A 23397-nucleotide genomic window follows, 5' to 3' on the forward strand; every position below is an offset into this window, starting at 1 on the left:
GGAAAAAATCCGAACTAAATCGAATTCTGTGTAGAGAATTCCGACTAATAGTTCGGATTTTTCTTTGGCTGAAAACCTTTTGTCCTAGCCTCTTTTTATTGTGTATTGTTGTCGCTAAGCAAATCAGCTATAACAGCACGTATATGAAGTGATTGAGAGTGCCAGTGTACAGTTTTTTTATTTAGGAGAAGTTCTTTTGTTAAATGGCTAATTTCTTTTGCAGCTTGTCCACTATGAACGTCAATAATCATGCTGTCAATTTGAGTAACGGCACTTGTTAATAACAAAATATTTTCCTCTAATTGCGCCGCTGCTCCCTGCAATTGTGAACGTGTCACTGCGATTGTATGTAGTAGGTTATGCATTTTGTCATATTGTTTAGAAGTACGAGAAGCTTGCGGTTGTAATACTTTTATTTTCTTTTTATCATTCTCTGTTGTAGAGGTAGATGAACTTGTTATCATCTTATTTTGTGATGAATGCAGCGTCTGAGAGATAGATAACAGCGAAGCATCTGTGCGTCGTACATCCTCCAATTCACTTTTATAATCTTCTATATAAGAATGTAAAATATCTCGCTCAGACTGTAGTTGCATTGATAAATCTTGCATATTTTCATGCTGTATTTCACCCTGTTTTTTAGAAGTAGCAGAATCTTGCTGATAAGAGGAGAAGCTTGATACAGCAGTACGACTCATTATCATATGTGTAATCTCCTAGTATATAATTTAAAAAATACCTTTTCCGTAGGGAAAAGGTATTTTTATAAAGCATTAACCTTGAAGCAATTTGCTTACAGCTTGTGCGCTTTGGTTTGCTTGAGAAAGCATGCTTACGCCAGCTTCGGAAAGGATTTTGTATTTTGTCATTTCAGACATTTCTTTTGCCATGTCAGCATCTTCAATACGAGAAGCAGAAGCTGCCATGTTTGTTGCTTCGCTGTTGATATTAGAAATGTTGTAATCAAGTCGGTTTAACGTAGCACCAAGCTCTGCACGACCAGTTGCAACTTTTGTAAGAGCTGTATCAAGTGCAGTTACAGCTGCTAGAGCACCTGTAGAGATGTCTAGACCGTTAACACCTAGAGTAGTTGTATCTGTTTTTGCTTTTGTTAAATCAACAGTAATTTGTTGACCTGCAGTATCACCATCATAAGTCTGGATAGAAACTATACCAGCAGTTCCTGCAGAACCATCTAGTAGCTTAGCGCCATTAAATTTAGTGTTATCAGTGATGTATGTGATTTGGTCAGTTAATTGCTGAAATTCACCCTGTAGAGCAGATTTATCAGTTGTATCATTAGTTCCGTTAGCTGCTTGAACTGCTAGGTCGCGCATGCGCACTAAGATATTAGATACAGAGCTAAGAGCAGACTCAGCTGTTTGAATCATAGAAATACCATCTTGCGTATTACGAGCTGCAACACCTAAACCGCTCTCTTTCGCACGCATACGAGTTGCAATCGCAAGACCTGCTGCATCGTCAGAAGCACTGTTGATACGCTTACCACTGGAAAGACGATTCATTGCTTGATCCATTTTAGCTTGGTTTTGACGCATGTACTCTTGTGTTTTCATGCTGTTAATGTTCGTATTAATTTTCATGAGTATGTACCCCCATACAATTTTTATAATTAATTTTTCTGATTATGTAAAAATAGTTAGAAAAATTAATTACACCTTTATTGTAGTTTTCCGATATCTCTTTGTCAACGTCAAATTCTAATGATTAAATATAATAAAATATGATTTTAACAATATTTTATATTTTCTTCACAATCTATTTACTATTCGTATTGCAAAGTGTAATAAAAAAATCTAATATTATAGTATCATCATGAATAATAGGTGAATCTATGATTGAAAATATTGTAACAACATTTATAACAAATAAAAAAATGCAGTTTGAGCAGAAAATGAGCAATCCTCTTCAATTTGTAAGTAACGCGAAAAAGCAGATGTTTCAGAGGGAGCTGGAGACGGCAATTCAAGTGGAAAAAGTCGTGCAACCGGCCGTGAAGCAAACGATGCGCGCTAATGAAACAGAGTCGGTGAAAGAGTACGAACGCCGTTTTTCCATTGCGCCGGATACTTGGAAATTGGGGAGTAAGTATAATATTCAATCTATAAATCCTGAATATGAAAATATGTATATAGATATTATTAAGGAAATGAGTCAAAAGTACGGGGTTCCGGTAAAGCTGATTCAGAAAATGATTGAAACAGAGTCGCATTTTAGGCCTAATACTGTTTCGCATGCGGGAGCGCGCGGGCTGATGCAGTTAATGCCTGTTAATATAAGGGAGCATGGCGTGACGGACCCGCATGATCCAAGGCAAAATATTGAGGCGGGCGTGAAGGAGATCAGCGGTTATTTAAAGCAGTATAAGGGTGATTTGATTTTATCTTTGGCTGCGTATAATGCCGGACCTGGTAATGTAAGAAAGTATGGTGGTGTTCCTCCATTTCGTGAAACAGAAAACTACATTAAAAAAATATTGAATGTGGATGTTAGAGCATAAAGGAGGCGCACATAAATGGATATTAGTGAAAAGATTCCTTTAAATGTATATTTTGAAATTGGGAAAACAAAGAAACGCATTGATGATTTACTTTCCATTACAAAAGGAACGTTATATCGTCTCGAGGACTCCGAACGAAATGTGGTTCGTATTATGCTTGAAAACGAAGAAATCGGCAAAGGTAGAATTTTAACAAAAAACGGCCGGATGTATGTGGAAGTGATGTCTTTAAAAGACGAGTAATCGGTATGTGGCGGGAGGATTGTTATGAGTGCGGGTGAAAAGTTAAGTCAGGAACAGATTGATGCGCTTCTGAGAGCGGTACAAGAAGGTGATGATTTACCGGGGTTTGTGGAGGAGCAAGAAGCGCAAGAGAAGTATCAGGAGTATGATTTCAACAGGCCTGAGAAGTTCGGTGTCGAGCATTTGCGGAGTTTGCAGACGGTAGCTACAAGCTTTGGCAAGGCGACGATGCAAAGTGTATCGGCGCGCATTCGATTGCCGATTGAGATGGAACCCGTGGAAACGGAGCAAGTGCCGTTTTTGTCGGAGTATGTAGAGAAAATGCCAAAGGACTATTATTTGTTTTGCGTGATGGATTTGGGGCATGAGGAGCTTGGAGATATTGTCATTGAAATGGATTTAGCTTTTATTTTATATCTTCATGAATGCTTCCTCGGCGGTGACCCGAAAGCGAATTTAAAAGCGCGCCGTGCCTTAACATCTTTTGAACACATTACATTGGAAAATTTATTTTCAATTATTTGTGAAAATCTAAGGCAGGCCTTTGAGAGTATCGTGTCGATCCAGCCACGTTTAAAGGCCATGTATACGGTGCCGGACGGCTTAAAAATTACCACGGCAAGCGATATCATGGCGTTGCTGCATATCAATATGAAAACTGAGTTTTGGGATACAACGCTTCGCATTGGGATACCGTTTTTATCGGTCGAGACGATTATGGATCAATTAACATCTGAAAACGTGATTGACCGCATTTTTGGCAATGTGGAAACATACACAGAGCAGGTTGAACAAGAGCTGAAGAAGATGCCAAGGCCAGTACATATTTCAATTGGGACACAAACCATAACGATTGGTGAGCTAAAGCAGGTGGAAGTAGGCGATATTATTCCTCTTGGCACAAAAGTGACCGCGCCGTTACAGGGGTATGTAAGTGGTAAGGCGAAGTTTCATTGCTTTATTGGTCGTGAAGGAAATCGTAAGGCGTTTTTGTTTCATAAACATTTGAAAAACGACGAGAAATAGAAAGGGGGGAAGGGTTGCTTTTGGCAAGCCCGACACGTGAAGCATCAAATAGCGAAAGTAGAACTTATGGATTTACAGCAACAGGAAATGGTACATGCTGATCCACAACCGATTTGTAATGTCGCAGATATTGCGGTAGAGCTTTCGGTCCGGCTCGGTAAAACAAATGTGACAATTGGTGACGTAAGGCAACTTAAGGTTGGGGATTTGTTGCCGGTAATAAAGGAGTCAGGTCACAAGGTAGACGTATATTTAGGTGAAAAAAAAGTAGGAATTGGTGAAGCAGTACTTCTAGATGATAAATTTGGTATTATCATCTCCGAGATGAAACGAAGCAAATAAATGAAAGGATAGCGGCATCTTTGTGTCGCCTTATTTATGATATGACATATGTTATGACATTGCTGCAAATTGCATTGTTCCTTGGGATATTGGGATTTGGTGCGTTTTATATGACAAAAAAAGCAAAAAAACAGCAGCTCCATAAGCAAGGGCAGAACGGTTTGATTCAAGTAAAAGATGGTGTTCACTTGAATCATCAAACAAGCGCTTACTTATTTGAAATTGAAGGAAAGCAAGTATTTACGATTTTAAGCAATAGCGGTGCGCATTCCATTGAGCTAAAGACAAACAGTTTTGATCAAGCACTTCAGGAGTCTCTTGCAAAGACGGAGGAATTATCATGAAGCACTTGAAATTGCTTGTCGTATTTTTTAGCACCTACTTTATGTTTGCGAGTTCGGCCGCCGCAGCAAATACCAATGAGATACTAGATTTTTCAAAAGGATTAACACCAAACTCAAGTGTACAGCTATTTTTACTTGTGACGCTATTATCGCTTTCATCGTCACTTGTTCTCATGTTTACGCATTTTACGTATTTTATTATTGTACTGGGTCTTACAAGACAAGGTCTTGGTGTGATGAACTTACCACCCAATCAGGTATTGGTCGGTTTGGCACTATTTTTAACCTTGTTTACAATGCAGCCAGTCATTACAGAATTAAAAACAGAAGTGTGGGACCCAATTCAAAGAGATGAACTCACCTCCGCACAGGTTATTGAAAAAAGCACACCTATTCTAAAGTCCTATTTGACAAAGCATACGTATGAGCACGATTTGAAAATGATGCTAAAAGTTCGAAACGAAGTCGTTCCGGAAAAACCGGAACAATTATCTTTATTAACGCTCGTACCATCGTTTGCTTTGACGCAAATTCAAAAAGGTTTGCTTACAGGTATGTTTATTTATCTGGCTTTTGTGTTTATTGATTTGATTATTAGTACGTTGTTGATGTATTTAGGGATGATGATGGTACCGCCAATGATTTTAAGCTTACCGTTTAAAATTTTAGTGTTTATTTATGTAGGCGGTTATACAAAGGTTGTCGATATTATGTTTAAGACGGTGTCGTAAGGAGGCAATTATGAATACAACACCTATTATTGATGTATTTCAGCACTTTTTTTATGATGCATTTCAAATTTTGCTTCCTGTTGCGATTGTGAGCACCGTTGTAGTTGTCATTATCTCAGTTATTATGGCAATGATGCAAATTCAGGAACAGACACTCACATTTTTACCTAAAATGGCAAGCATTGTAATTGTTTTGTTTGTTTTAGGACCTTGGATGTTTGCTGAATTAACAGAAAGCATTACTGACTTATTTAATCAAATTCCACTTTTAGTGAAGTAGGGACAAATATATGACAGTTGATCTTTGGCTTGCGGCCTTTTTGGCATTTTGTCGCATCGGTTCATTTTTATTTTTCTTGCCGATTTTTTCAGGACGGGCCATCCCTGTTATTGCCAAAACGACATTTGGTATGGCGCTCGCCTTCTCGGTTGCCGATCAAATAGACGTAGCAAAGCTAACAACGTTGCCAGCTATTCTTGCATACGTAGTTACACAATTGGTTATTGGAATTTCATTGGCCAAGATTGTTGAATTTCTGTTTGTTGTTCCCAAAATGGCTGGTCATATTTTGGATATGGATTTAGGGATTTCACAAGCAACGTTATTTGATATTAACACTAGCCCGCAATCTACGATCTTATCTACTATTTTTGATATTTTCTTTGTGCTTATTTTTATTGCAATGGGCGGTTTGGATTACTTAGTGGCGACTATTTTAAAGTCATTTGAATACACGGAAACAGCTGCGGCACTGCTGCAGGAAAGCTTTATTAAAAGTGTATTGGCGACACTGTTGTTTGCTATTACATCGGCGGTTCAAATTGCACTTCCGATTATGGGTAGTTTGTTTCTCGTTAATTTTGTACTTATTTTAATTGGAAAACAAACGCCACAGCTCAACATTTTTATGAACGCGTTTGTTGTAAAAATTACGTTTGGTATATTTTTGGTCGGGGCAAGTGTCCCCATGTTTTCTTACGTATTTAAAAATTTAACAAACACATTGCTCGACGAATATACAAATCTATTTAATTTCTTTTTAACAAAGTAGGGAGCGTTTATGGCAAAGGATAATAAAACAGAAAAGGCCACCCCACAGAAGCGAAAGAAGGCACGTGAAGAAGGAAATATAGCCAAAAGCAAAGATATTAATACACTGTTTACCTTGCTTGTGCTTGCGGTCATCATATATTTTTTCAGTGATGTGGTTGCGATGGAAATTGGTCAATCGGTCAATGAGTTGCTAGATTCCATTGATGCAAATTTTAGTGCCGGACCATTTTTGTTGTTAATGGGAAGTCTTTTACTCAAGATTATGGTGCCTGTTATTGTTCTCTTATATGTGTTTCAATTTGCGAATTATGTGATGCAGGTTGGGTTTTTATTTTCTACAAAAGTAATTAAGCCAAAGCCATCTCGTATTAATCCAAAAAACTATTTTACGCGTTTGTTTAGTAGAAAGAGCTTAATGGATACATTGAAATCCCTCTTATATGTAGGATTGTTTGGTTATGTAGCATATATCGTTTTAAAGCGAAACGTTGGAGATATGGTAGGGATGATTGGAATGAGCTGGGGCTTTTCCGCACATCACGTCTTTGATGAGGTAAAAACTGTTTTTCTTATGTTGCTTATTTTAACACTGGTATTATCTGTAACAGATTTCATTTATCAACGTTGGGAGCACGAGCAGGATTTGAAAATGAAAAAAGAAGAGGTGAAGCAAGAGCATAAGGATGCGGAAGGAAGTCCGGAGGTTAAGCATAGACAAAAGAGTGTTATGTATGCCATCTTACAAAGCGCTGCGACAAAAAAGATGGAAGATGCCACGTTTGTAATCAACAATCCAACTCATATTTCTGTAGCGCTGCGCTACGATAAAGCTGTGGATTCAGCGCCGATGGTTGTCGCCAAGGGAGAAGAAGAGTTGGCGCTTTATATACGAACGCTTGCCAAAGAAAAGAAGCTTCCAATGGTAGAAAATAAACCGCTAGCTCGTTCTTTGTATTTTACAGTAGAAGAAGGAGAAGCGATTCCAGAAGATTTATATGTTGCCGTAATAGAAGTGATGCGGTATTTAATTCAAACAAAACAACTTGAAGTGTAAGGAGGGGGCACCTTGTTTGGAAATGCCGCTAAAACCTATTTTTCTATTTTTATTGCCATTTCATTCGTGATTGCTTTGCTTGTGCCACTGCCGCCGTTTGTGCTAGATTTGGTACTTGTGTTTACATTGGCAATGACTGTACTCGTGTATATGCGGGCAACTACGATTAAAGAATGGGATGAATTAAAGTCCTTTCCAACTATGTTGCTTTTAATCGGGATTTTCAAAGTATCATTAAATGTTTCCACGACAAGAGCTATTTTAACGAATGGAAACGCAGGGCATGTTATTGAACAATTTGGTCAGTTCGTAATTGGTGGAAACTTATTAATCGGTATTGTCATCTTTCTTGTTTTAATTGTGTTTCAGTTTATCGTTGCAAACGGTGCTTCAAGGACTTCAGAGGTAGCGGCGCGCTTTACGCTTGATTCTTTACCAGGGAAGCAGATGTCTATTGATGCTGACTTAAATCAGCGCATTATTACAGATACGGAAGCGAAGGAAAAACGAAAAAAATTAAACATGGAAACAGAATTTTATGGCGCTATGGATGGTGCGGGAAAATTCATTAAAGGTGATGTTATCTTCGGTATCGTTATTTTGATTATTAACGTTACATTCGGACTCATCGTTGGCATGCTACAGCAAGGGATGACGTTTCAAGAAGCAGCCTATCACTATACAAAACTAACCATTGGTGATGGGATTGTACACCAAATTGGCTCTTTATTGCTTGCGGTATCAACAGGGATTATTGTAACTCGTGTATTTGATGGTTCTGAAGATACGCTTGGTGACGGTATTTACAAGGAATTAATGACACATGATGTTGTGGTGTATGCACTTGGCGGTTTGTTTATGATAATGGGTGTGTTTACTCCACTTCCATTTCTGCCGTTTGCACTTGTCGGTGCTGGTGTTATTTTCCTTGGCATGCAATTTAAAAAGCGCATGAAAAAAGAAACGGAACGAAAGCTGCATGAAGAAATGGAAATGATTAAAAGTGAGGGTGACGGCGGAAAGCCTCTGGAAGACTCATTTGGTGTATTTACAGATAAATATCCAATTATCGTAGAGCTTGGACTCGACTTAGCAGCGCTTGTTAAACAGAAAATTAATGGAGAAACGGCACGTGATAAAGTCATTCTGATGCGTAAATCCATTATTAATGATCTTGGTGTGAATGTACCGGGGATTAATTTTAAAGATAACACTAGTTTTCGCCCACGCGGCAAATATGTCATTAAAATAAAGGGTGCTAAAGTCGCAGAGGGTGTCTTGAAATCTGGTCATTTACTAGCACTGAAAACACCGCATGTAATGGCCGATTTAGATGCGGAGCCGACGAAAGACCCCGTATTCGGTGAAGATGGCTACTGGATTATGGAGCATATGGTACAAGATGCACAGCTGAAAAACTATCAAGTATTGGAGCCGCTTAGCATCTTGATTACCCACCTTGATGTAATTATTAGGAAAAATCTGCATGAATTGATTCAGCGTCAGCATGTGAAAGATTTATTGAATTCACTGGAAAACGATCATGAAGTACTGCTAGAAGAAGTGAAAAAGAAAGAAATTGATTTATCGCTTATTCAAAACGTTGTTAAGCAGCTTTTAAAAGAGGGTATTTCTATTCGAGAGCTCCCTACTATTATGGAGGGGATTATTGACGGTAAAGACATGTATCAAGGTCATGCTGATAGTGTTACGTCTTTTGTACGTGAAAATATTTCAAAAGTCATTTGTGAGTATGCGAAAAATTACGATGGCAAGATATATGCAGCACTTCTAGTAGATACGATTGAACTTGAAACTGAAATCGTGAATAATCCACAGCAAGGTTATCTCTTGAACTGGGATTTAGAGCAAGAGATGAAAGTAATGGAGCAGGTACAGCATATTTTGAAAAAATCGCGCCTGACTGGAAAAGACCCTGTGCTGTTAACAAGGAGAAAGGATTTCCGTTTCGGATTTGTTCGCTTGTTGGAGAGATATCAAGTGGATATGAAGGTGCTTTGTGTAAGTGAGTTAGCCCCAGATGTAACAGTAGAACAAATCGCGTTGATTGAATAGGAGGGTGCATGATGGAACAAAACCTTGAGCGCATTCAAATCATTCGTGCTTCCAATAAGGTTGAACTGTATGAGAAGCTGTTTGAGCAAAGCGGGGGAGATTATTATTATGTAATTGAAGAGAATATAAAAAGACACCGTATTCTTCCTTGGCGTAAAGAGTATGAGATGATTGTGAAATTTGTAGCGCCGGAACCGAAATTAGAGCCAGCAACATTGGTGCCACGGGTCAAAAGTGAAGAAGAGCGAAAAAAAGAGAAACTGGCTTTCATTATGAAGGCGTTAGAACGACGTGATGAAAGTTTACCGCAAACTAATATACCGCAGGAAACGTTGCCTCCTCAGAAAAAGAAACAGTTTCTTGAAATGTTGGAGGAGGGGCATTCGGCAATACAACAAGAAACAGTGTCAGGCCAAAGTATCTCCAAGGAACATGCGGAAATAGTAGCATTAAAACAAACGATTGAAGAATTAAATAAAAAGCTGAGTTTAGCAAACGAGAAGGAGAATTCCTTTTTAGTAGATAAGCTGGCATATACGCTAAAGGAAAATGACGTAGAAGAGCGTGTAGTGAACAGTCTGATTGAGGAAATAAAGCAGCTAGAACAAAGCGATAAAACGGAAGCAGACATACACGGACATGTTATTGAAAAATTGGCAGCGTATTTTCAAACGGCTGAGCTTGCTGATATATCTGCTTACGGAATGATTGCACTAGTGGGACCGACGGGAGTTGGCAAAACAACAACGCTTGCTAAGCTAGCTTGGCAGCTTCGTAAAAAACAACGAACGGTTGCTTTTGTCACAACGGATTTGTTTCGTTCTGGAGCCGTATCGCAGCTTCAGGATTATGCGGATGCAATGGGATTTGAAATGAAAACGGCAGACAGCCCTGAGGCACTTCGTAAAGTATGTGCGTATTTTAAAGAAAAGAACGTGCAGCACATTTTAATTGATACAGTAGGACGTAGCTATATGGACCGCGGCGCGATGGGAACGGTCTTAGATTATATACAGGGAGTTGAACCTGACTTTACTTGTTTAACGGTATCTGCTTCTATGAAAAGCAGAGACGTAATGGATTTACTCGCAAAATTTAAGCATACAAACGTGAATGGTCTAATCGTAACGAAATTTGATGAAACAGCATCAATTGGAGAATGGATGACTGTATCGTCTCGCTCAGCAATTCCTATCGCTTTCGTTACGGATGGACAGGATGTCACAAAACACATTTGTGCACCGACAAAGCAGCAATTAGCAGAACGTGTGCTGTCTCGAAATGTAGAATTTCAAGGACAGCTCTTTCTGACATAATTAGGAGGCTTATCATGAACGGACTATACATTGGGTCAATGGGAATGATTAACTATCAGCAGCATTTAAACGTACATGCAAATAATATCGCTAATGCACAAACAATAGGATTTAAAGTTGATCAGATGACATCGAAGGTATATGCAAGTGAGAAGGCGTACAGAAGTGATAGCAACGGTCGGACACCTATCGGTACAATTGAACATTCTGTTGTTCCAAACGCAGTTCACGTAAATCTTGTGCCTGGAAGCATGAAAGTTACAAATAGTAGTACAGACTTTTACTTAGAAGATGCACCGGGACAAACAAGCTTTTTTGTTGTTGGAAAAAATGATACGCAATATTTAACACGAAACGGGAACTTTTCCGTGAACGAAGAAGGGTATTTACAAACCTCGGGTAACGCATATGTACTTGATGTAAACGGAGATCGTATTCGAATGGAAACAGGTGTTGATATTACGGTCGATACACAAGGTAAGCTTGTGAACGCACGAACGGGTACTGTCATTGCTACATTACAAACGAGATTAGTAAACGAAGAAGCAGCGAATCGATTAGAAAGGCATGCTTTTGAGATGTTTACAGTACAAGATATAAATATAAACGAGCTTCCGCAGGGCACTGCGAAAGTTTATAATTATATGCTAGAGAACTCTAACACAGATATGACAAAGGAAATGTCGAATCTTATGGTAAATCAAAGGATGGTACAAGCTTCACAGCGTGTAATGCAATCTTTTGATAAAGTGTATGAAAAAGAAGCGAATGAATTATTAAAATGAGGAGTAATTGCTCCTCTTTTTATATTCGGACCAGTAGTTTTCCTCGCTTTCTAGTTTACAGTCATAGAGATGCAGACTTTGATATTTCATGCTATTAGAATAATTACTTGTATATTCAAAATATACAAAAATATATAATGAAAAGTATCTTTTATAAAGGGGGATACTTATGTTTCTTTTGCAAGTAGATGAAGAAATCCAAATTAAGTTGTTAATGCCAAAAGACGCTACAGCCTTAACAACAGTATTGTGTGCGAACCAGGAGCATTTGAAGACGTGGCTGCCGTGGGCTGTGGAAATACCGTCTGTTTCTACATATGAGAAGGAAATCATCCCTTCCTGGCTACAAAAATTTGCGGATAACAACGGATTTGAAGCAGGGATTTTTTATAAGAATAAGCTTGTTGGAATGGCTGGCTTACATTATATAGATTGGCGGAACAAGACGACAGAACTCGGTTACTGATTAAGTTCGGACTATAATGGGAAGGGAATTATGACAAAAACAGTCGAGTTTTTGGTGCGTTATTGTCATGAAGAATTAGATATTAACCGAGTTACGATTCGTGCGGCTGTCGGGAACGAAAAAAGTCGTGCAATTCCATTTCGATTGGGTTTTCATGAAGAAGGCATCACTAGAGCGGCACAGTTCATTCAAGGGAAATATCATGATGTAATCAGTTACAGTTTATTGCAAGCTGATCGATAGGAATAAAAACCTGATTCCAGAGAAGAGCGCGAATAAGCGCTCTTTGTTATGGAATACTATAGAGAGATATTTAGATTATAGTAAGAATTTTTTTTCTAGTGCGACTATTTTTATATCTATTGCGATAGCTTTATGGAATTCATTATAATGAAAAGTGTGTGAGAAAATATGACGCCAGCGCGTCATATTTTATGACTTGAAAAAGTAGACACACTTATCTTAACTTATAGAAACAAGGGGTGCATACATATGGAATTCATCCAATCATTTGTTGGCTCTGTAAATGATTTGTTATGGTCTAAACTGCTTATTGCGTTATTAATTGCAGTAGGTCTATATTTTACAGTGCGTACAAAATTTGTCCAGTTTCGTTTGTTTAATGAAATGCTTCGTCTCTTAGGAGAGGGCGCAAGTACTGTAGGGCAAACAACGAAGGGAATTTCTTCTTTCCAAGCATTTTGTATCAGTACCGCTTCTCGTGTTGGGATTGGAAACTTGGCGGGTGTAGCAATGGCAATCTCACTTGGCGGTCCCGGCGCCGTATTTTGGATGTGGCTGATTGCTCTTATCGGTGGGGCTTCTGCATTTGTAGAAAGTACGTTGGCACAAATTTATAAAATAAAAGATGGTGATACATTCCGCGGAGGTCCAGCGTATTACATGGAAAAAGCGCTTGGACAGCGCTGGATGGGTGCGTTATTTGCAGTTTTAATTACAATTTCTTTTGGACTTGTATTTAACTCTGTGCAAGCAAACACAATTTCTCTTGCATTCGAGACAGCTTTTGATACAAACAGACTCGTGGTGGGATTGGTCGTTACAGCTATTTTCGCTTTTATTGTTTTCGGCGGTGTAAAACGCATTGCGCGTATGTCGGAGTACATTGTTATTGTCATGGCTTTATTATACATCGGTATTGCTATCGTAATTGTTGTTATGAATATTGCTGAAGTACCAGCAATGTTTGCATTGATTTTCAAGAGTGCTTTTGGTTTAGAAGAAGCTGTTGGCGGTTCTATCGGTGCAGCAATTATGATGGGAGTAAAACGCGGTTTATTCTCAAATGAAGCAGGTATGGGTAGTGCCCCAAACGCGGCTGCCACTGCGAGTGTAAGTCACCCTGTAAAGCAAGGACTAGTACAATCTTTAGGGGTATTTGTAGACACGATTTTAATTTGTAGCTGTACAGCGTTTATCGTCTTACTTTCCGGTAAGTATACAGACACAAAATTAGAGGGTATTGCCCTTACGCAAGCAGCGCTAGGATCGCATATTGGAGATTGGGCAGCAAGCTTTGTTGCAATCATTATCTTACTGTTTGCTTTCAGTTCATTAGTAGGGAATTATTACTACGGTGAGACAAATATTGAGTTTTTAAATGCAAATAAAGCATGGTTATATGTATATCGCTTTGCTGTAATCGGTATGATTTTATTTGGTTCTGTAGCAAAAATTCAAATTGTTTGGGATTTAGCAGATTTATTTATGGGACTAATGGCAATCGTAAACCTAATTGCGATTATATTGCTTGGAAAGATTGCATTTGCGGCGCTTAATGATTATGTGAAACAGAAGAAAGCGGGTAAAAACCCTGTGTTCTATTCAGATACAATTGAAGGATTGCAGCATGTAGAGAGCTGGGAGCGTTCGCCGAAATAAATAACAAGCCATCAAGGGATATGACCTTGGTGGCTATTTTTATATTCGCGGTATGAAAATGATGGTAAAATGAGTACGGAGGTGGAAGATGATAAAAGGTGTTATCTTTGATTTTGACGGTCTCTTAGTTGACACAGAAAGTATTTGGTTTGAAGCATTTCGCGAAGCGCTTCAAGCGTATGGAATGGATTTAACCGTGGAACAGTTTTCTAAAGTAATTGGTACGCATGACGCTGAGTTATATGAAATGATTGAAAAGGGTACAAAGAAGCCTGTGGAAAGAGAGGTTTTGCTACAAGAAGTGGACGATATCTTTCGAATGAAAATGGGTGAGCCTTCTCTTCGCGCGGGTGTTGTAGAGTACTTAGAGGAAGCAAAAGAAAGTGGCCTTCGCATAGCACTTGCTTCGAGCTCAAAACGCGCATGGATTGAAGGATTTTTGACACGCCTTGGTGTTCTTCACTATTTTGAAGTGCTGAAAACAAAAGAAGACGTAGAACACGTTAAGCCTGATCCTGCATTATACATAAAAGCATACGAAGCGCTTGGTTTACAGGCTCATGAGTGCGTAGCATTTGAAGACTCGTTAAACGGGTTAATGGCAGCAAGAGCAGCCGGTTTACATTGTGTAATTGTTCCTAACTCGGTAACGGCACATCTGCCATTTGTGGATTACAGCCATCGAATTGAATCCATGAGTGACTATCAGTTAAAACATGTTTTACAGTTGTTACCTATATAGGATGGGTAATCATCTTTTGGTATGTAAACTTAAACAAGCATAGCCCAATGAAAATTGGGCTATTGCTGAAAACTGCGCTTTTTTAACATTTGTTCAAACATCGGATAAAAGAACTGTACAACGAAGCCGAGAGAGAGTGTTACAATAATCGTTCCGATGCCGATGGCTCCTTTAAATAAAAAAGCAAGTAATAGCGCAAAGCTTTCACTAATAATACGAGAAGTGCGCAGATTTAAGTTAAAACGCGTATGAATAGCAACCATTAACGTATCCATGGGACTAGAAGGAAACTTTGCTTGTAAGTAAACGGCAACACCGATACCCATTGTTAAAATACCAGACAATAAGGATGTATATTGCAGCAATGCTGCTTGTGGCGAAAAGTCTTTTAAAACAATGAGAAGCCAAAAATCAATTAACATACCAATTACAAAAATGGTAGCGGCGGCCAACACTTCCGGACGCTTTTTCAGTAGAAATGCGTTAAGGAAAATAAGAATAATACCATTAATAAATACACATGTTCCAACCGTTAACCCAAACATCTTAGATTCACCAACTGCAAGCGCATCCCATGCAGAGGCACCTAAATTTGATTTAATAATAAGTGCTACACCTAAAGTCAATACCAAAAGTCCAAGCGTAAAAAAAGAAAATCTCTCTTTCATACATATGCTCCTTACATATATAATCTATCTGACGTCAGACGTCTGATGAAATTCTATATAAATCATACGGAAAGTGCTTTCAAAATGCAATATAAATTTTATGACAATCTATAGTATGAGCTTGCAGCAACTGTTTCATGCCAAGATTGAAGGTCCATGATAATAACAGTTATAATAGAAAGGTAAACAAAGGGAAGGTGTTGTAATGAAGGTTTTAATTGCAGAAAAGCCAGATCAAGCCATGAAGCTAGCAGCTCCGTTTACTTATAAAAAACGAGATGGTTATATAGAAGTTGCACCTAATTCTTATTTTCCAAACGGTGCATACTTTACATGGGCTGTAGGGCACATTTGTGAGTTGCTTGCCCCGGAAGAATACGATGCTTCCTGGAAACGCTGGAGCGTTACTACGCTTCCTATGATTCCGCAAGCATTTCAGTATAAAGTTACAAAATCTAAAGCAAAGCAGTTCAACGTCATTCGAGGCCTGCTCAAAAGGTCAGAAATAAAGGAGATTATTCATGCTGGTGATGCTGGACGAGAAGGAGAGTTAATTGTACGAACGATTATTAAAGTAGCAGGTGTTCGTAAACCTATGAAACGGCTCTGGATTTCATCTTTAACAGAGAAAGCTGTGAAGGAAGGGTTTGCAAATTTACGATCTGAAGCAGACACACGTAATCTATACGAGGAGGCGTACAGCCGGGCATGTGCGGATTGGTTAGTGGGAATGAATGCTTCCCGTATATATACGATCTTAATGAAACAACATGGCATTTCGGACGTGTTTTCAGCAGGGCGTGTGCAAACGCCAACGTTAGCTTTAGTTGTGAAGCGAGAAAAGGAGATTGCTGCGTTTGTCTCAAAGCCGTTTTGGGAAGTAATTGCTAAGTTTAATATAGATGGAAAGCGATACGAAGGAAAATGGCATAGAGAACAGGAAACGCGCATTGATCATGCGGAAATGGCAGCAAAAATTGCTGCGTTTTGTCAAGGAAAGCCGGCACGGGTAAAGGAGTTAGAGATTGAAAGAAAAGAGTTTCACCCCCCGTATCTATTCAATTTGTCTTCACTGCAAGCGACAGCAAACCGTGCTTTCAAGTTTTCTCCTAAAAAAACGTTAGATGTTGCCCAAAGTCTATATACAAAAGGATATTTGTCGTATCCGCGCTCAGATTCAAGCTTTGTCACAAAAGGTGAAGCGGCAGGGTTTCCACATATTTTGGAGCAGCTCAGTAAGCAAACGACATATCAGTCGTATTTTCCAACTCCAATTGCTTCTATCCTTACGAATAAGCGTTATGTAAATGAAAAGAAGGTCACTGATCATTACGCCATCATTCCAACGGAACAGGTACCGAATGTGGCAAAGCTAAGTAGTGATGAATACAAAATATATGACCTCGTTGCAAAGAGGCTCATTGCAGCTCATTATCCTGTTGCTATATTTGATTATACAACGGTGTCTACCCTCGTAGATGAGCGTGCAACCTTTATTTCAAAAGGAAAGCAACAAATACAAGAAGGCTGGCGCAGGGTATTATATGGAGAAGGAAAGGAAGAAGAGGAAGACGTATTGCTCCCTCTTTTAGAAAAGGGTGAAACAGGTTACGTTGAAAAAGCAACTGTCAAAGAAGGAAAAACGCAGCCACCTAAGCGTTATACGGAAGGTCAACTTATCACGCTGATGAAAACGGCTGGGAAAGTACTAGAGGATGAGCAGCTAGAAAAGGTGCTTCATAAAACAGAAGGACTTGGTACAGAAGCCACACGTGCTGGCATTATTACGATGCTAAAAGATCGTAACTATATTTCAGTTCAAAAGAACCAAGTATTTGCAACAGAGAAAGGCATACTTCTCGTTGAAGCAATTGGGGATCAAATTCTGGCTTCGCCGGAAATGACAGCACGCTGGGAGCAGCGCCTCGGTGAAATTGGCCAGGGGCAGGCGGATGCGGCAATGTTTATGGAGCAAGCGAAAAAGCTGGCTGCTAAGATTGTAGAGCATGCAGTAACGCAGTCAGCTACATGGGACTTTAGTCAAATTGATAAAGAACAATATCAGTCAAGGCGTCCGGGCAAAAAAGAGTTTACACCGATTGGGGCGTGTAAAAAATGCGAGGGACAAATTGTAGATAAGGGCACATTTTACGGGTGTTCGAATTACACCAAAACAAAGTGCGATTTTACGCTTTCTAAAAAAATTCTAGGTAAAACCATCTCACAGGCAAATGCAAAGAAGCTGCTAAAAGGGGAGCTGACAAGCTTAATCAAGGGCTTTAAAAAAGGGGATAAAGTGTTTGATGCTAAGCTCGGGTTTACAGATAACAAAATCCAATTCATATTTGAAAAATAAAAAAGTCTAATGTCTTAGCTGTTTCCCCCTTTTGTCTTTTATGGAAAGGTTTCCATTCCAATCTTTGTACAAAAGTGATAGCATAGAATGGTAGGATACCGAAAGTGAGGAAATCAATATGACAAAGCAAGTACAAGCATTTATTTTTGATTTAGATGGTGTCATCACAGATAGTGCAGAACACCATTACTTAGCTTGGAAGCAACTAGGGCAAGAGTTACATATTCCGTTTGATCGAGAGTTTAACGAGCAGTTAAAAGGCGTTAGCCGCATGGATTCATTAGAGCGTATTTTAGCGCTTGGCAATCGTCAACATGATTTTACAGCAGAAGAAAAGGAAGCGCTCGCTACAAAGAAGAATGAACATTATAAAGAGTTGATTAAGGGTATTACGGAAGCAGATATCTTACCAGGTATCACAGAGCTTCTTGCAGATATTCGCAAGCATGGTCTAAAGGTAGGCTTGGCCTCGGCTAGTAAAAATGCATTTGTTGTGATTGATCGTCTTGGTGTCGGTGAACATTTTCATTACATTGTAGACGCGGCAAAAGTGGCAAAGGGTAAGCCAGACCCTGAAATATTTTTAAAGGCTGCGGACGCATTAGGTGTTCCTTATGAAAATTGTATTGGAGTAGAGGATGCAGAGGCAGGTATTGAAGCGATTAAAGCAGCTGGTATGTTTGCTGTTGGTGTAGGAACACCAGAGTCTATGGCGAAAGCTGATTATGTTGTTTCTGGAACGAGCGAACTGAGGTATGATGAAATTATTGCCCGTTTTCAGCAAACAAAATAAAACAGCATATGCAAAACAAGCGAGGACATTTCAGTTCTCGCTTGTTTTACATAAAAATATGTACCAATGTCAGATGAATAGAAATGAATACAAGCATATTCTTCCTTAATATCTGTACACACATATGGACATTTCTTCCTCTCTTACATATAATTAAAAGTAATTCTAAACAGATCGGAGTGATGCATTATGTTAATTGCACATATGAACCAAAAGAGTGAGGAAGGAACGGGCCGAACGAGATAATTGTCGCCGTGTCCTTCCATATAAAAGGGAGGATATTATATTGACATTGAATCATTTAGGTTGGGACGCTTATTTTGAATCACAACGTACGAAGGCATATGAGGTTGGGCGGGTTGTACTTGAGCATAAACATATGTATCGAATCGTATCCGATGACGGTGAATATTTGGGGGAATTGGCAGGTAAGTTTCGACATGAAGCAAGCGTAAAAAGTGATTATCCTGCAGTGGGTGACTGGGTTTGGATTACAAAGCTTCCAAATGAACAAAAAACGGTTATTCATGGTGTACTAACAAGAAAAAGTGCGTTTTCTCGTCAGGCTGCCGGCGAAAAAACCGAAGAACAGATTGTTGCAGCAAATGTTGATTATGTGTTTCTTGTAAACGCTTTAAATAAAGATTTCAACTTACGTCGTATAGAGCGTTATCTCCTACTTGCATATGAAAGCGGAGCACTTCCGGTTATTGTGCTGACAAAGCAGGATTTATGTGAACAGGTTGATGTTCTTATAGAAGAAACAAGAAGCATTGCGTTTGGCGTAGATGTGTTTGCTGTTGATAGTGTAAGCGGAACAGGAATACAAGAGCTGAAAAGCTTTATTAAAGATGGAAAAACAGTCGCGTTATTAGGTTCTTCAGGAGTAGGAAAATCAACTCTTTTGAATGCTCTTATTGGTGAAGAAGTTAGTAAAACAGGTGGCATTCGTGAGGGTGATGACAAAGGTCGCCATACAACAACTCATCGTGAGTTGTTCCGGCTCCCAGGAGGCGGTCTTGTAATTGACACGCCCGGTATGAGAGAGTTGCAACTATGGGAAGGAAGCAGCGCTGTAGATGCTACATTTACTGATATTGAGCAGCTTTCAAAAGTGTGTCGATTTTCAGACTGTAAGCATGAAACAGAGCCAGGATGTGCGGTGCGGTATGCAATAGAGGAAGGGACTCTCGAGCTCGAGCGACTTACCAGTTACAATAAATTACAGCGAGAAATCGCCTATGCGGCTCGAAAGCAAAGTACAGTTCTCGCTCGTGAGGAACGCAATAAATGGAAACAAATTACGAAAAGTATGAGAAAAGGTAAACAGAAATAGGAAAATACCTCGTCAAAAGACGAGGTATTTTCTTGCGAGGAGGATAGATATGAGGGAAGTTTTGCATCGCATACCAGAGCTAGCGGGAGCTATAAGTATAACTCCCATATTAAAAGGGTTTTCAAAAGAGGAAAAATGGAAGATTGAACATGTCGAGAAAACGTATTTTGTTAAAGTAGGGGCTGTTGAAACCGCCAAACAACGAAAAGTAGAACTACACTATGTGCAACATTTTTACAAGCAAGGCGTGCCGGTTCCTAAGCTTATTCGCTTTGATGAGATGGAATCAATTTGCATAGAAGTTTCTGCATTTATAGAAGGAGAAGATGGGAAAGAAATTTTGCCCCGTATGAGCTGGCAGGAACAATACAGATGTGGAAAGCAAGCGGGAAAAGCGTTATTACAAATTCATTCGTTGGTGAAATCCAATAACGAAAGGACATGGGAAGAGTATCGTATTTCCAAGCATGAGCGCTATACGAAACGCTATCAAGAGCTAAATCTATCTCTCGTACCTATTGAAGATGCTTTGGATTTCATTGATAACCATAAGCAATTATTGAAAAATCGACCTATCGTTTTTTTACATGATGATTTTCATCCAAGCAATTTAATACTCACTGCTAATAAATTAGAAGCGGTTATTGATTTTGGAAGGTATGAATGGGGAGACCCTTATCATGATTTTTACAAGATTGCTTTATTTACGAGAAATGTAAGTCCTGCGTTTGCAACGGGGCAAATACACGGTTATTTTGATGGAGAGCCTCCTCAGGAGTTTTGGATGTATTATGCTTTGTATGCAGCGTTTGCTGTTGTGGCTGATGTGGTGTGGTCATTTGTGCATACGCCGCATCTATTAGCGGAAACAAAGCAGCGTTTAATGACAATCCTCCAAGATCATCATGACTTTAAGCAATGCATGCCTCAGTGGTACATACAAGAGTTACAAACATTTAAAAGTGAATTAGGAAACAAGTTTTAATTCGTGTAAAAAAGAGAAAATCCGTAGATTTTCCTTTTTTAGATAAATTTTGTATAAGTATGCTAAATAACTGACCCTTCATGGCACTCATGAATAAGGTAATAAAGAACAAATAAAGACGAAAGGAGACTAAAGTATGAACCGTTATCATGTAGGTGGTGTAGGCCATCCAGCGGTTGGGTTTGGCGTTGGTCATCCAGTTGGATTTGGTATTGGTCGTCCGCCTTTTTGGGGAGGCGTACCCTTTGCGGCAGGTTTAGCAACAGGAGCGTTGTTATCACCTGGATTCGGAGCCTACCCTTCACCATATCCCGTTGCTGCACCGTACCCAGTTCCTTACACGCCATATTACCCTTATTCGCAGTATGGTTATTAACATAAGAACAATACACAGCGCCGTCCTTAAGGATGGCGCTGTTATTCTTTCATAACGAAAAATAATAGTATTCATTAAAATAAAGCATCTCACGTAGGATTCTCTATTTTTAGGCTTTGTCTAAATCTTTTTTAATTGGAGAAGTAGTCTGCTTTAAAACAGAAACCCAATGTTGTTTAATTTGAGCCGGTATATGAATCTCTCTTTGACTGTAGGTAATTTGCTCATATATATCTGTTAGCTTCTGCATATAAGAAGAACGAAGATGTTCATCTACATATAAAGCATATTCACGCAATGTTTGTGTTTTCTTATGAGGCAAACCAATCCGCCCAAGCTGCTTAACGAGCGCATGATAAGCACTGGCAAAGTTCTTTTCATTCATATTTCGATAACGAAGCTGTAAGAAAAGAGATAACAATCTTAAACGATGTTTTATGCTTAAGGCAGCCACTATAAGTACAAATACGACTATCATTATTGAGGTTTTCCAAGTCCATTGTATAATGGGCTTTTGAGTGGTCGTACCCGTCACTTCCTCTGAAAAATCCTTCTGGGGTTTTTCAGCTGGTTTCGCTATCGGATCAATTGTTGCGCTCGTTGTCTGCGGAGCTGCAACAACTTCTTGTGTAAAACGATAAGGGTTAGTAAACCCTTTTGTCGGTTCAAACGGAACCCACCCGTACCCCGGAAAGTACACTTCCACCCAAGAGTGAGCATTGTTATTGGTTACTTGATATATATCTTCATAATTGGTTTCTGCTGTTCCGCTTGTTTTTTCTCCTTCAGTGTATCCTTTCACCCAACGAGAGGGAATATCAGCTGCTCGAAGTAATACAATCATGGCACTTGAAAAGTTGTTGCAGTATCCTTTTTGTGTTTCAAATAAAAATTGATCAACATAATCTTGATTTTCTTGGGGATAAGGCACATCTTTCATTTCGTAAGTAAAATCTGCAAAATAGTTTTCAATGGCTTTTACTTTATCGTAGCGATTAGCTTTGTCAGCTGTTAAAGTAAGAGACAAATCTTTTACTCGTTGTGGCAACTGCGCAGGAAGTTGTGTGTACATGTTTTTGAAATAAGGTGTATTTTCTAGTTCATCAGGTGAATTAACACTTTTTAATCCCTCTATAGGAAACTCAGGAACGCTAAAATTTGTTTTGTAACTGTCAACCACCGTCGATGGAGGAATAGGTATTTTTTCAGAAACTCTATCTATATCCAGTGGCCACTCAATCGGGGCTTCAATAGAAATAAGTCCTGCTGGGTAAATAAAATAAGGGGGTAAGCCGTTCAAATTGAAAGAAGCCCGTGCAGGTTCTGTTTTTGTAAGTGGGCCGTACCAATTCATTGCGTTATTAACAAATTGGGAAGGGGTGTCTACGATTCCCACATCCAATTGAGCCTCGCTCCTATCAGAATTTTCCCATCCCTTTCCTGTATAGAAATCTTTCACTTCCACCCGCCAATAGGAGCTGTTTGCTGTAATTACCGAAAATACTGGTGTGTCATCTGGAAGGAAAGGACCACCTAATCGTGAATCATCTGTGCTATACCCAACTTTGGCTGTTCCCTCACTTTTGGCAGATGTAAGTGAGGTGAAACCAGAGATGGGATCAGGCCACTGCGGTGCAAGTTTGGGCGCAAAATAACCAATAAGAATACAACATGTGATCGCTGCAAGAAGCTGTACATGAAAGATAGGATAGCCTTTAAATAAAGATGTGATGCGAGCTGTATTTTGTAAGCCAATTGTAATAAAACCTAGAGCTGTTACCCCAATAACAGATTGTTTGGCGTAATAGGGAGAGAATGTGTCAAAAATGGCAAGATAGACAATGGATAGAATCAATAAAAACAGCAGTCCTTTTTGCTTTTGTACTACCCACCGATAGGACAGTGAGCAACTGACCCATAGCAAGATAAAAAATAATAAAGTTCGAACAATAGGAGTCCAATTCTTCCATTCCCCTGTAAAAAGATGACCAAAATCAGCTGCAACATCATGTAGAAACCCATTTAACCAACTCGATTCGCCATATACATGGCTTGAAGCTGTATGCAATAAAAGAATAAGCAGCATGCTTTTTAAAGGTATGGATATAAGCTTGCGAATACCGAGCCATGAACCAACAAGGCAAACGCCGATAAAAATGATAAAGACATCTATGCGGTACATATCTGTTGCCATTGGTAATGGCTTCAGCCACTGAATTAAAATAAAAAACAAAATAACAAGCAAGGGGATGTGTTTCATTTGCATATGATCCTTTTTCAA

23 protein-coding genes and 1 pseudogene are annotated in these 23397 nt (G+C 39.2%); 20 read left to right on the forward strand and 4 right to left on the reverse strand.

Annotation, left to right across the window (positions count from 1 at the left end; genetic code table 11):
• Positions 1 to 95: 95 nt before the first annotated feature.
• Together EEJ45_RS06485 and EEJ45_RS06490 are read right to left on the reverse strand one after the other, a co-directional pair.
• Positions 96 to 704, reverse strand: a complete 609-nt coding sequence (locus EEJ45_RS06485) for a hypothetical protein (protein WP_124563977.1) — start codon at positions 702 to 704, stop codon at positions 96 to 98.
• Between the two features lie 69 nt (positions 705 to 773).
• Complete coding sequence (locus EEJ45_RS06490) at positions 774 to 1604, reverse strand: flagellin N-terminal helical domain-containing protein (protein ID WP_124563978.1); 831 nt, start codon at positions 1602 to 1604, stop codon at positions 774 to 776.
• A gap of 251 nt (positions 1605 to 1855) precedes the next feature.
• On the opposite strand from EEJ45_RS06490, the gene EEJ45_RS06495 reads away from it, so the two are divergent.
• From EEJ45_RS06495 to EEJ45_RS06570, 15 genes and pseudogenes are all read left to right on the forward strand, one after another.
• On the forward strand, positions 1856 to 2521 hold the full coding sequence (locus EEJ45_RS06495; RefSeq protein ID WP_124563979.1) for a lytic transglycosylase domain-containing protein: 666 nt from the start codon (positions 1856 to 1858) through the stop codon (positions 2519 to 2521).
• Positions 2522 to 2536: 15 nt separating this feature from the next.
• Entirely contained in the window at positions 2537 to 2764 is a 228-nt protein-coding gene (locus EEJ45_RS06500; protein WP_124563980.1) for a flagellar motor switch protein FliN, read from the forward strand.
• A gap of 24 nt (positions 2765 to 2788) precedes the next feature.
• Positions 2789 to 3790 carry a flagellar motor switch protein FliM gene (fliM, locus tag EEJ45_RS06505; protein ID WP_124563981.1) on the forward strand — a complete coding sequence of 334 codons (1002 nt, stop codon included), beginning with the start codon at positions 2789 to 2791 and terminating at the stop codon, positions 3788 to 3790.
• 36 nt (positions 3791 to 3826) lie between these two features.
• Positions 3827 to 4132: a FliM/FliN family flagellar motor switch protein gene (locus EEJ45_RS06510; RefSeq protein ID WP_124563982.1), complete on the forward strand. Its 306-nt coding sequence runs from the start codon at positions 3827 to 3829 to the stop codon at positions 4130 to 4132.
• 41 nt (positions 4133 to 4173) lie between these two features.
• Positions 4174 to 4476 carry a flagellar motor switch protein FliN gene (locus tag EEJ45_RS06515; RefSeq protein ID WP_124564045.1) on the forward strand — a complete coding sequence of 101 codons (303 nt, stop codon included), beginning with the start codon at positions 4174 to 4176 and terminating at the stop codon, positions 4474 to 4476.
• The gene (locus EEJ45_RS06520) at positions 4473 to 5207 is read left to right on the forward strand and encodes an EscR/YscR/HrcR family type III secretion system export apparatus protein (RefSeq protein WP_124563983.1); all 735 of its coding nucleotides are present in this window, start codon (positions 4473 to 4475) and stop codon (positions 5205 to 5207) included. Before EEJ45_RS06515 ends, EEJ45_RS06520 begins: the two co-directional genes overlap by 4 nt.
• 10 nt (positions 5208 to 5217) lie before the next feature.
• Entirely contained in the window at positions 5218 to 5487 is a 270-nt protein-coding gene (locus EEJ45_RS06525) for a flagellar biosynthetic protein FliQ (protein WP_124563984.1), read from the forward strand.
• Between the two features lie 10 nt (positions 5488 to 5497).
• Positions 5498 to 6259 carry a flagellar biosynthetic protein FliR gene (locus tag EEJ45_RS06530; RefSeq protein ID WP_124563985.1) on the forward strand — a complete coding sequence of 254 codons (762 nt, stop codon included), beginning with the start codon at positions 5498 to 5500 and terminating at the stop codon, positions 6257 to 6259.
• A gap of 9 nt (positions 6260 to 6268) precedes the next feature.
• A complete protein-coding gene (locus tag EEJ45_RS06535) occupies positions 6269 to 7315 on the forward strand; it encodes an EscU/YscU/HrcU family type III secretion system export apparatus switch protein (protein ID WP_124563986.1) in 1047 nt (348 codons plus the stop codon).
• Between the two features lie 12 nt (positions 7316 to 7327).
• Positions 7328 to 9391, forward strand: a complete 2064-nt coding sequence (locus tag EEJ45_RS06540) for a flagellar biosynthesis protein FlhA (RefSeq protein ID WP_124563987.1) — start codon at positions 7328 to 7330, stop codon at positions 9389 to 9391.
• Positions 9392 to 9399: 8 nt separating this feature from the next.
• Positions 9400 to 10707 carry an AAA family ATPase gene (locus EEJ45_RS06545; protein ID WP_124563988.1) on the forward strand — a complete coding sequence of 436 codons (1308 nt, stop codon included), beginning with the start codon at positions 9400 to 9402 and terminating at the stop codon, positions 10705 to 10707.
• Positions 10708 to 10721: 14 nt separating this feature from the next.
• Positions 10722 to 11492 carry a flagellar hook-basal body complex protein gene (locus tag EEJ45_RS06550; RefSeq protein ID WP_124563989.1) on the forward strand — a complete coding sequence of 257 codons (771 nt, stop codon included), beginning with the start codon at positions 10722 to 10724 and terminating at the stop codon, positions 11490 to 11492.
• A gap of 214 nt (positions 11493 to 11706) precedes the next feature.
• Positions 11707 to 12201, forward strand: a pseudogene (locus tag EEJ45_RS18930) (GNAT family N-acetyltransferase).
• A 249-nt stretch (positions 12202 to 12450) separates the two neighbouring features.
• Positions 12451 to 13860, forward strand: a complete 1410-nt coding sequence (locus EEJ45_RS06565; RefSeq protein ID WP_124563992.1) for an alanine/glycine:cation symporter family protein — start codon at positions 12451 to 12453, stop codon at positions 13858 to 13860.
• A gap of 88 nt (positions 13861 to 13948) precedes the next feature.
• Positions 13949 to 14602: an HAD family hydrolase gene (locus EEJ45_RS06570; protein ID WP_124563993.1), complete on the forward strand. Its 654-nt coding sequence runs from the start codon at positions 13949 to 13951 to the stop codon at positions 14600 to 14602.
• Between the two features lie 59 nt (positions 14603 to 14661).
• Here EEJ45_RS06570 and EEJ45_RS06575 read toward each other — a convergent pair whose 3' ends face one another.
• Entirely contained in the window at positions 14662 to 15270 is a 609-nt protein-coding gene (locus tag EEJ45_RS06575; RefSeq protein WP_124563994.1) for a YczE/YyaS/YitT family protein, read from the reverse strand.
• A 205-nt stretch (positions 15271 to 15475) separates the two neighbouring features.
• On the opposite strand from EEJ45_RS06575, the gene EEJ45_RS06580 reads away from it, so the two are divergent.
• The 5 genes from EEJ45_RS06580 to EEJ45_RS06600 all read left to right on the forward strand — a co-directional run bounded on the left by EEJ45_RS06580 (position 15476) and on the right by EEJ45_RS06600 (position 21116).
• The gene (locus tag EEJ45_RS06580; RefSeq protein WP_124563995.1) at positions 15476 to 17626 is read left to right on the forward strand and encodes a DNA topoisomerase III; all 2151 of its coding nucleotides are present in this window, start codon (positions 15476 to 15478) and stop codon (positions 17624 to 17626) included.
• A gap of 118 nt (positions 17627 to 17744) precedes the next feature.
• Complete coding sequence (pgmB, locus tag EEJ45_RS06585; protein ID WP_124563996.1) at positions 17745 to 18419, forward strand: beta-phosphoglucomutase; 675 nt, start codon at positions 17745 to 17747, stop codon at positions 18417 to 18419.
• Positions 18420 to 18705: 286 nt separating this feature from the next.
• Positions 18706 to 19755 carry a ribosome small subunit-dependent GTPase A gene (rsgA, locus tag EEJ45_RS06590; protein WP_336619193.1) on the forward strand — a complete coding sequence of 350 codons (1050 nt, stop codon included), beginning with the start codon at positions 18706 to 18708 and terminating at the stop codon, positions 19753 to 19755.
• 49 nt (positions 19756 to 19804) lie between these two features.
• Complete coding sequence (locus EEJ45_RS06595) at positions 19805 to 20740, forward strand: aminoglycoside phosphotransferase family protein (RefSeq protein WP_124563997.1); 936 nt, start codon at positions 19805 to 19807, stop codon at positions 20738 to 20740.
• A gap of 136 nt (positions 20741 to 20876) precedes the next feature.
• A complete protein-coding gene (locus EEJ45_RS06600) occupies positions 20877 to 21116 on the forward strand; it encodes a hypothetical protein (protein ID WP_124563998.1) in 240 nt (79 codons plus the stop codon).
• Positions 21117 to 21225: 109 nt separating this feature from the next.
• On the opposite strand, the gene EEJ45_RS06605 is transcribed toward EEJ45_RS06600, so the two are convergent.
• A complete protein-coding gene (locus EEJ45_RS06605) occupies positions 21226 to 23397 on the reverse strand; it encodes a transglutaminase TgpA family protein (protein WP_124563999.1) in 2172 nt (723 codons plus the stop codon).

The sequence above is a fragment of the Ectobacillus antri genome, from assembly GCF_003852715.1.
Taxonomy (GTDB): domain Bacteria; phylum Bacillota; class Bacilli; order Bacillales; family Bacillaceae_G; genus Ectobacillus; species Ectobacillus antri.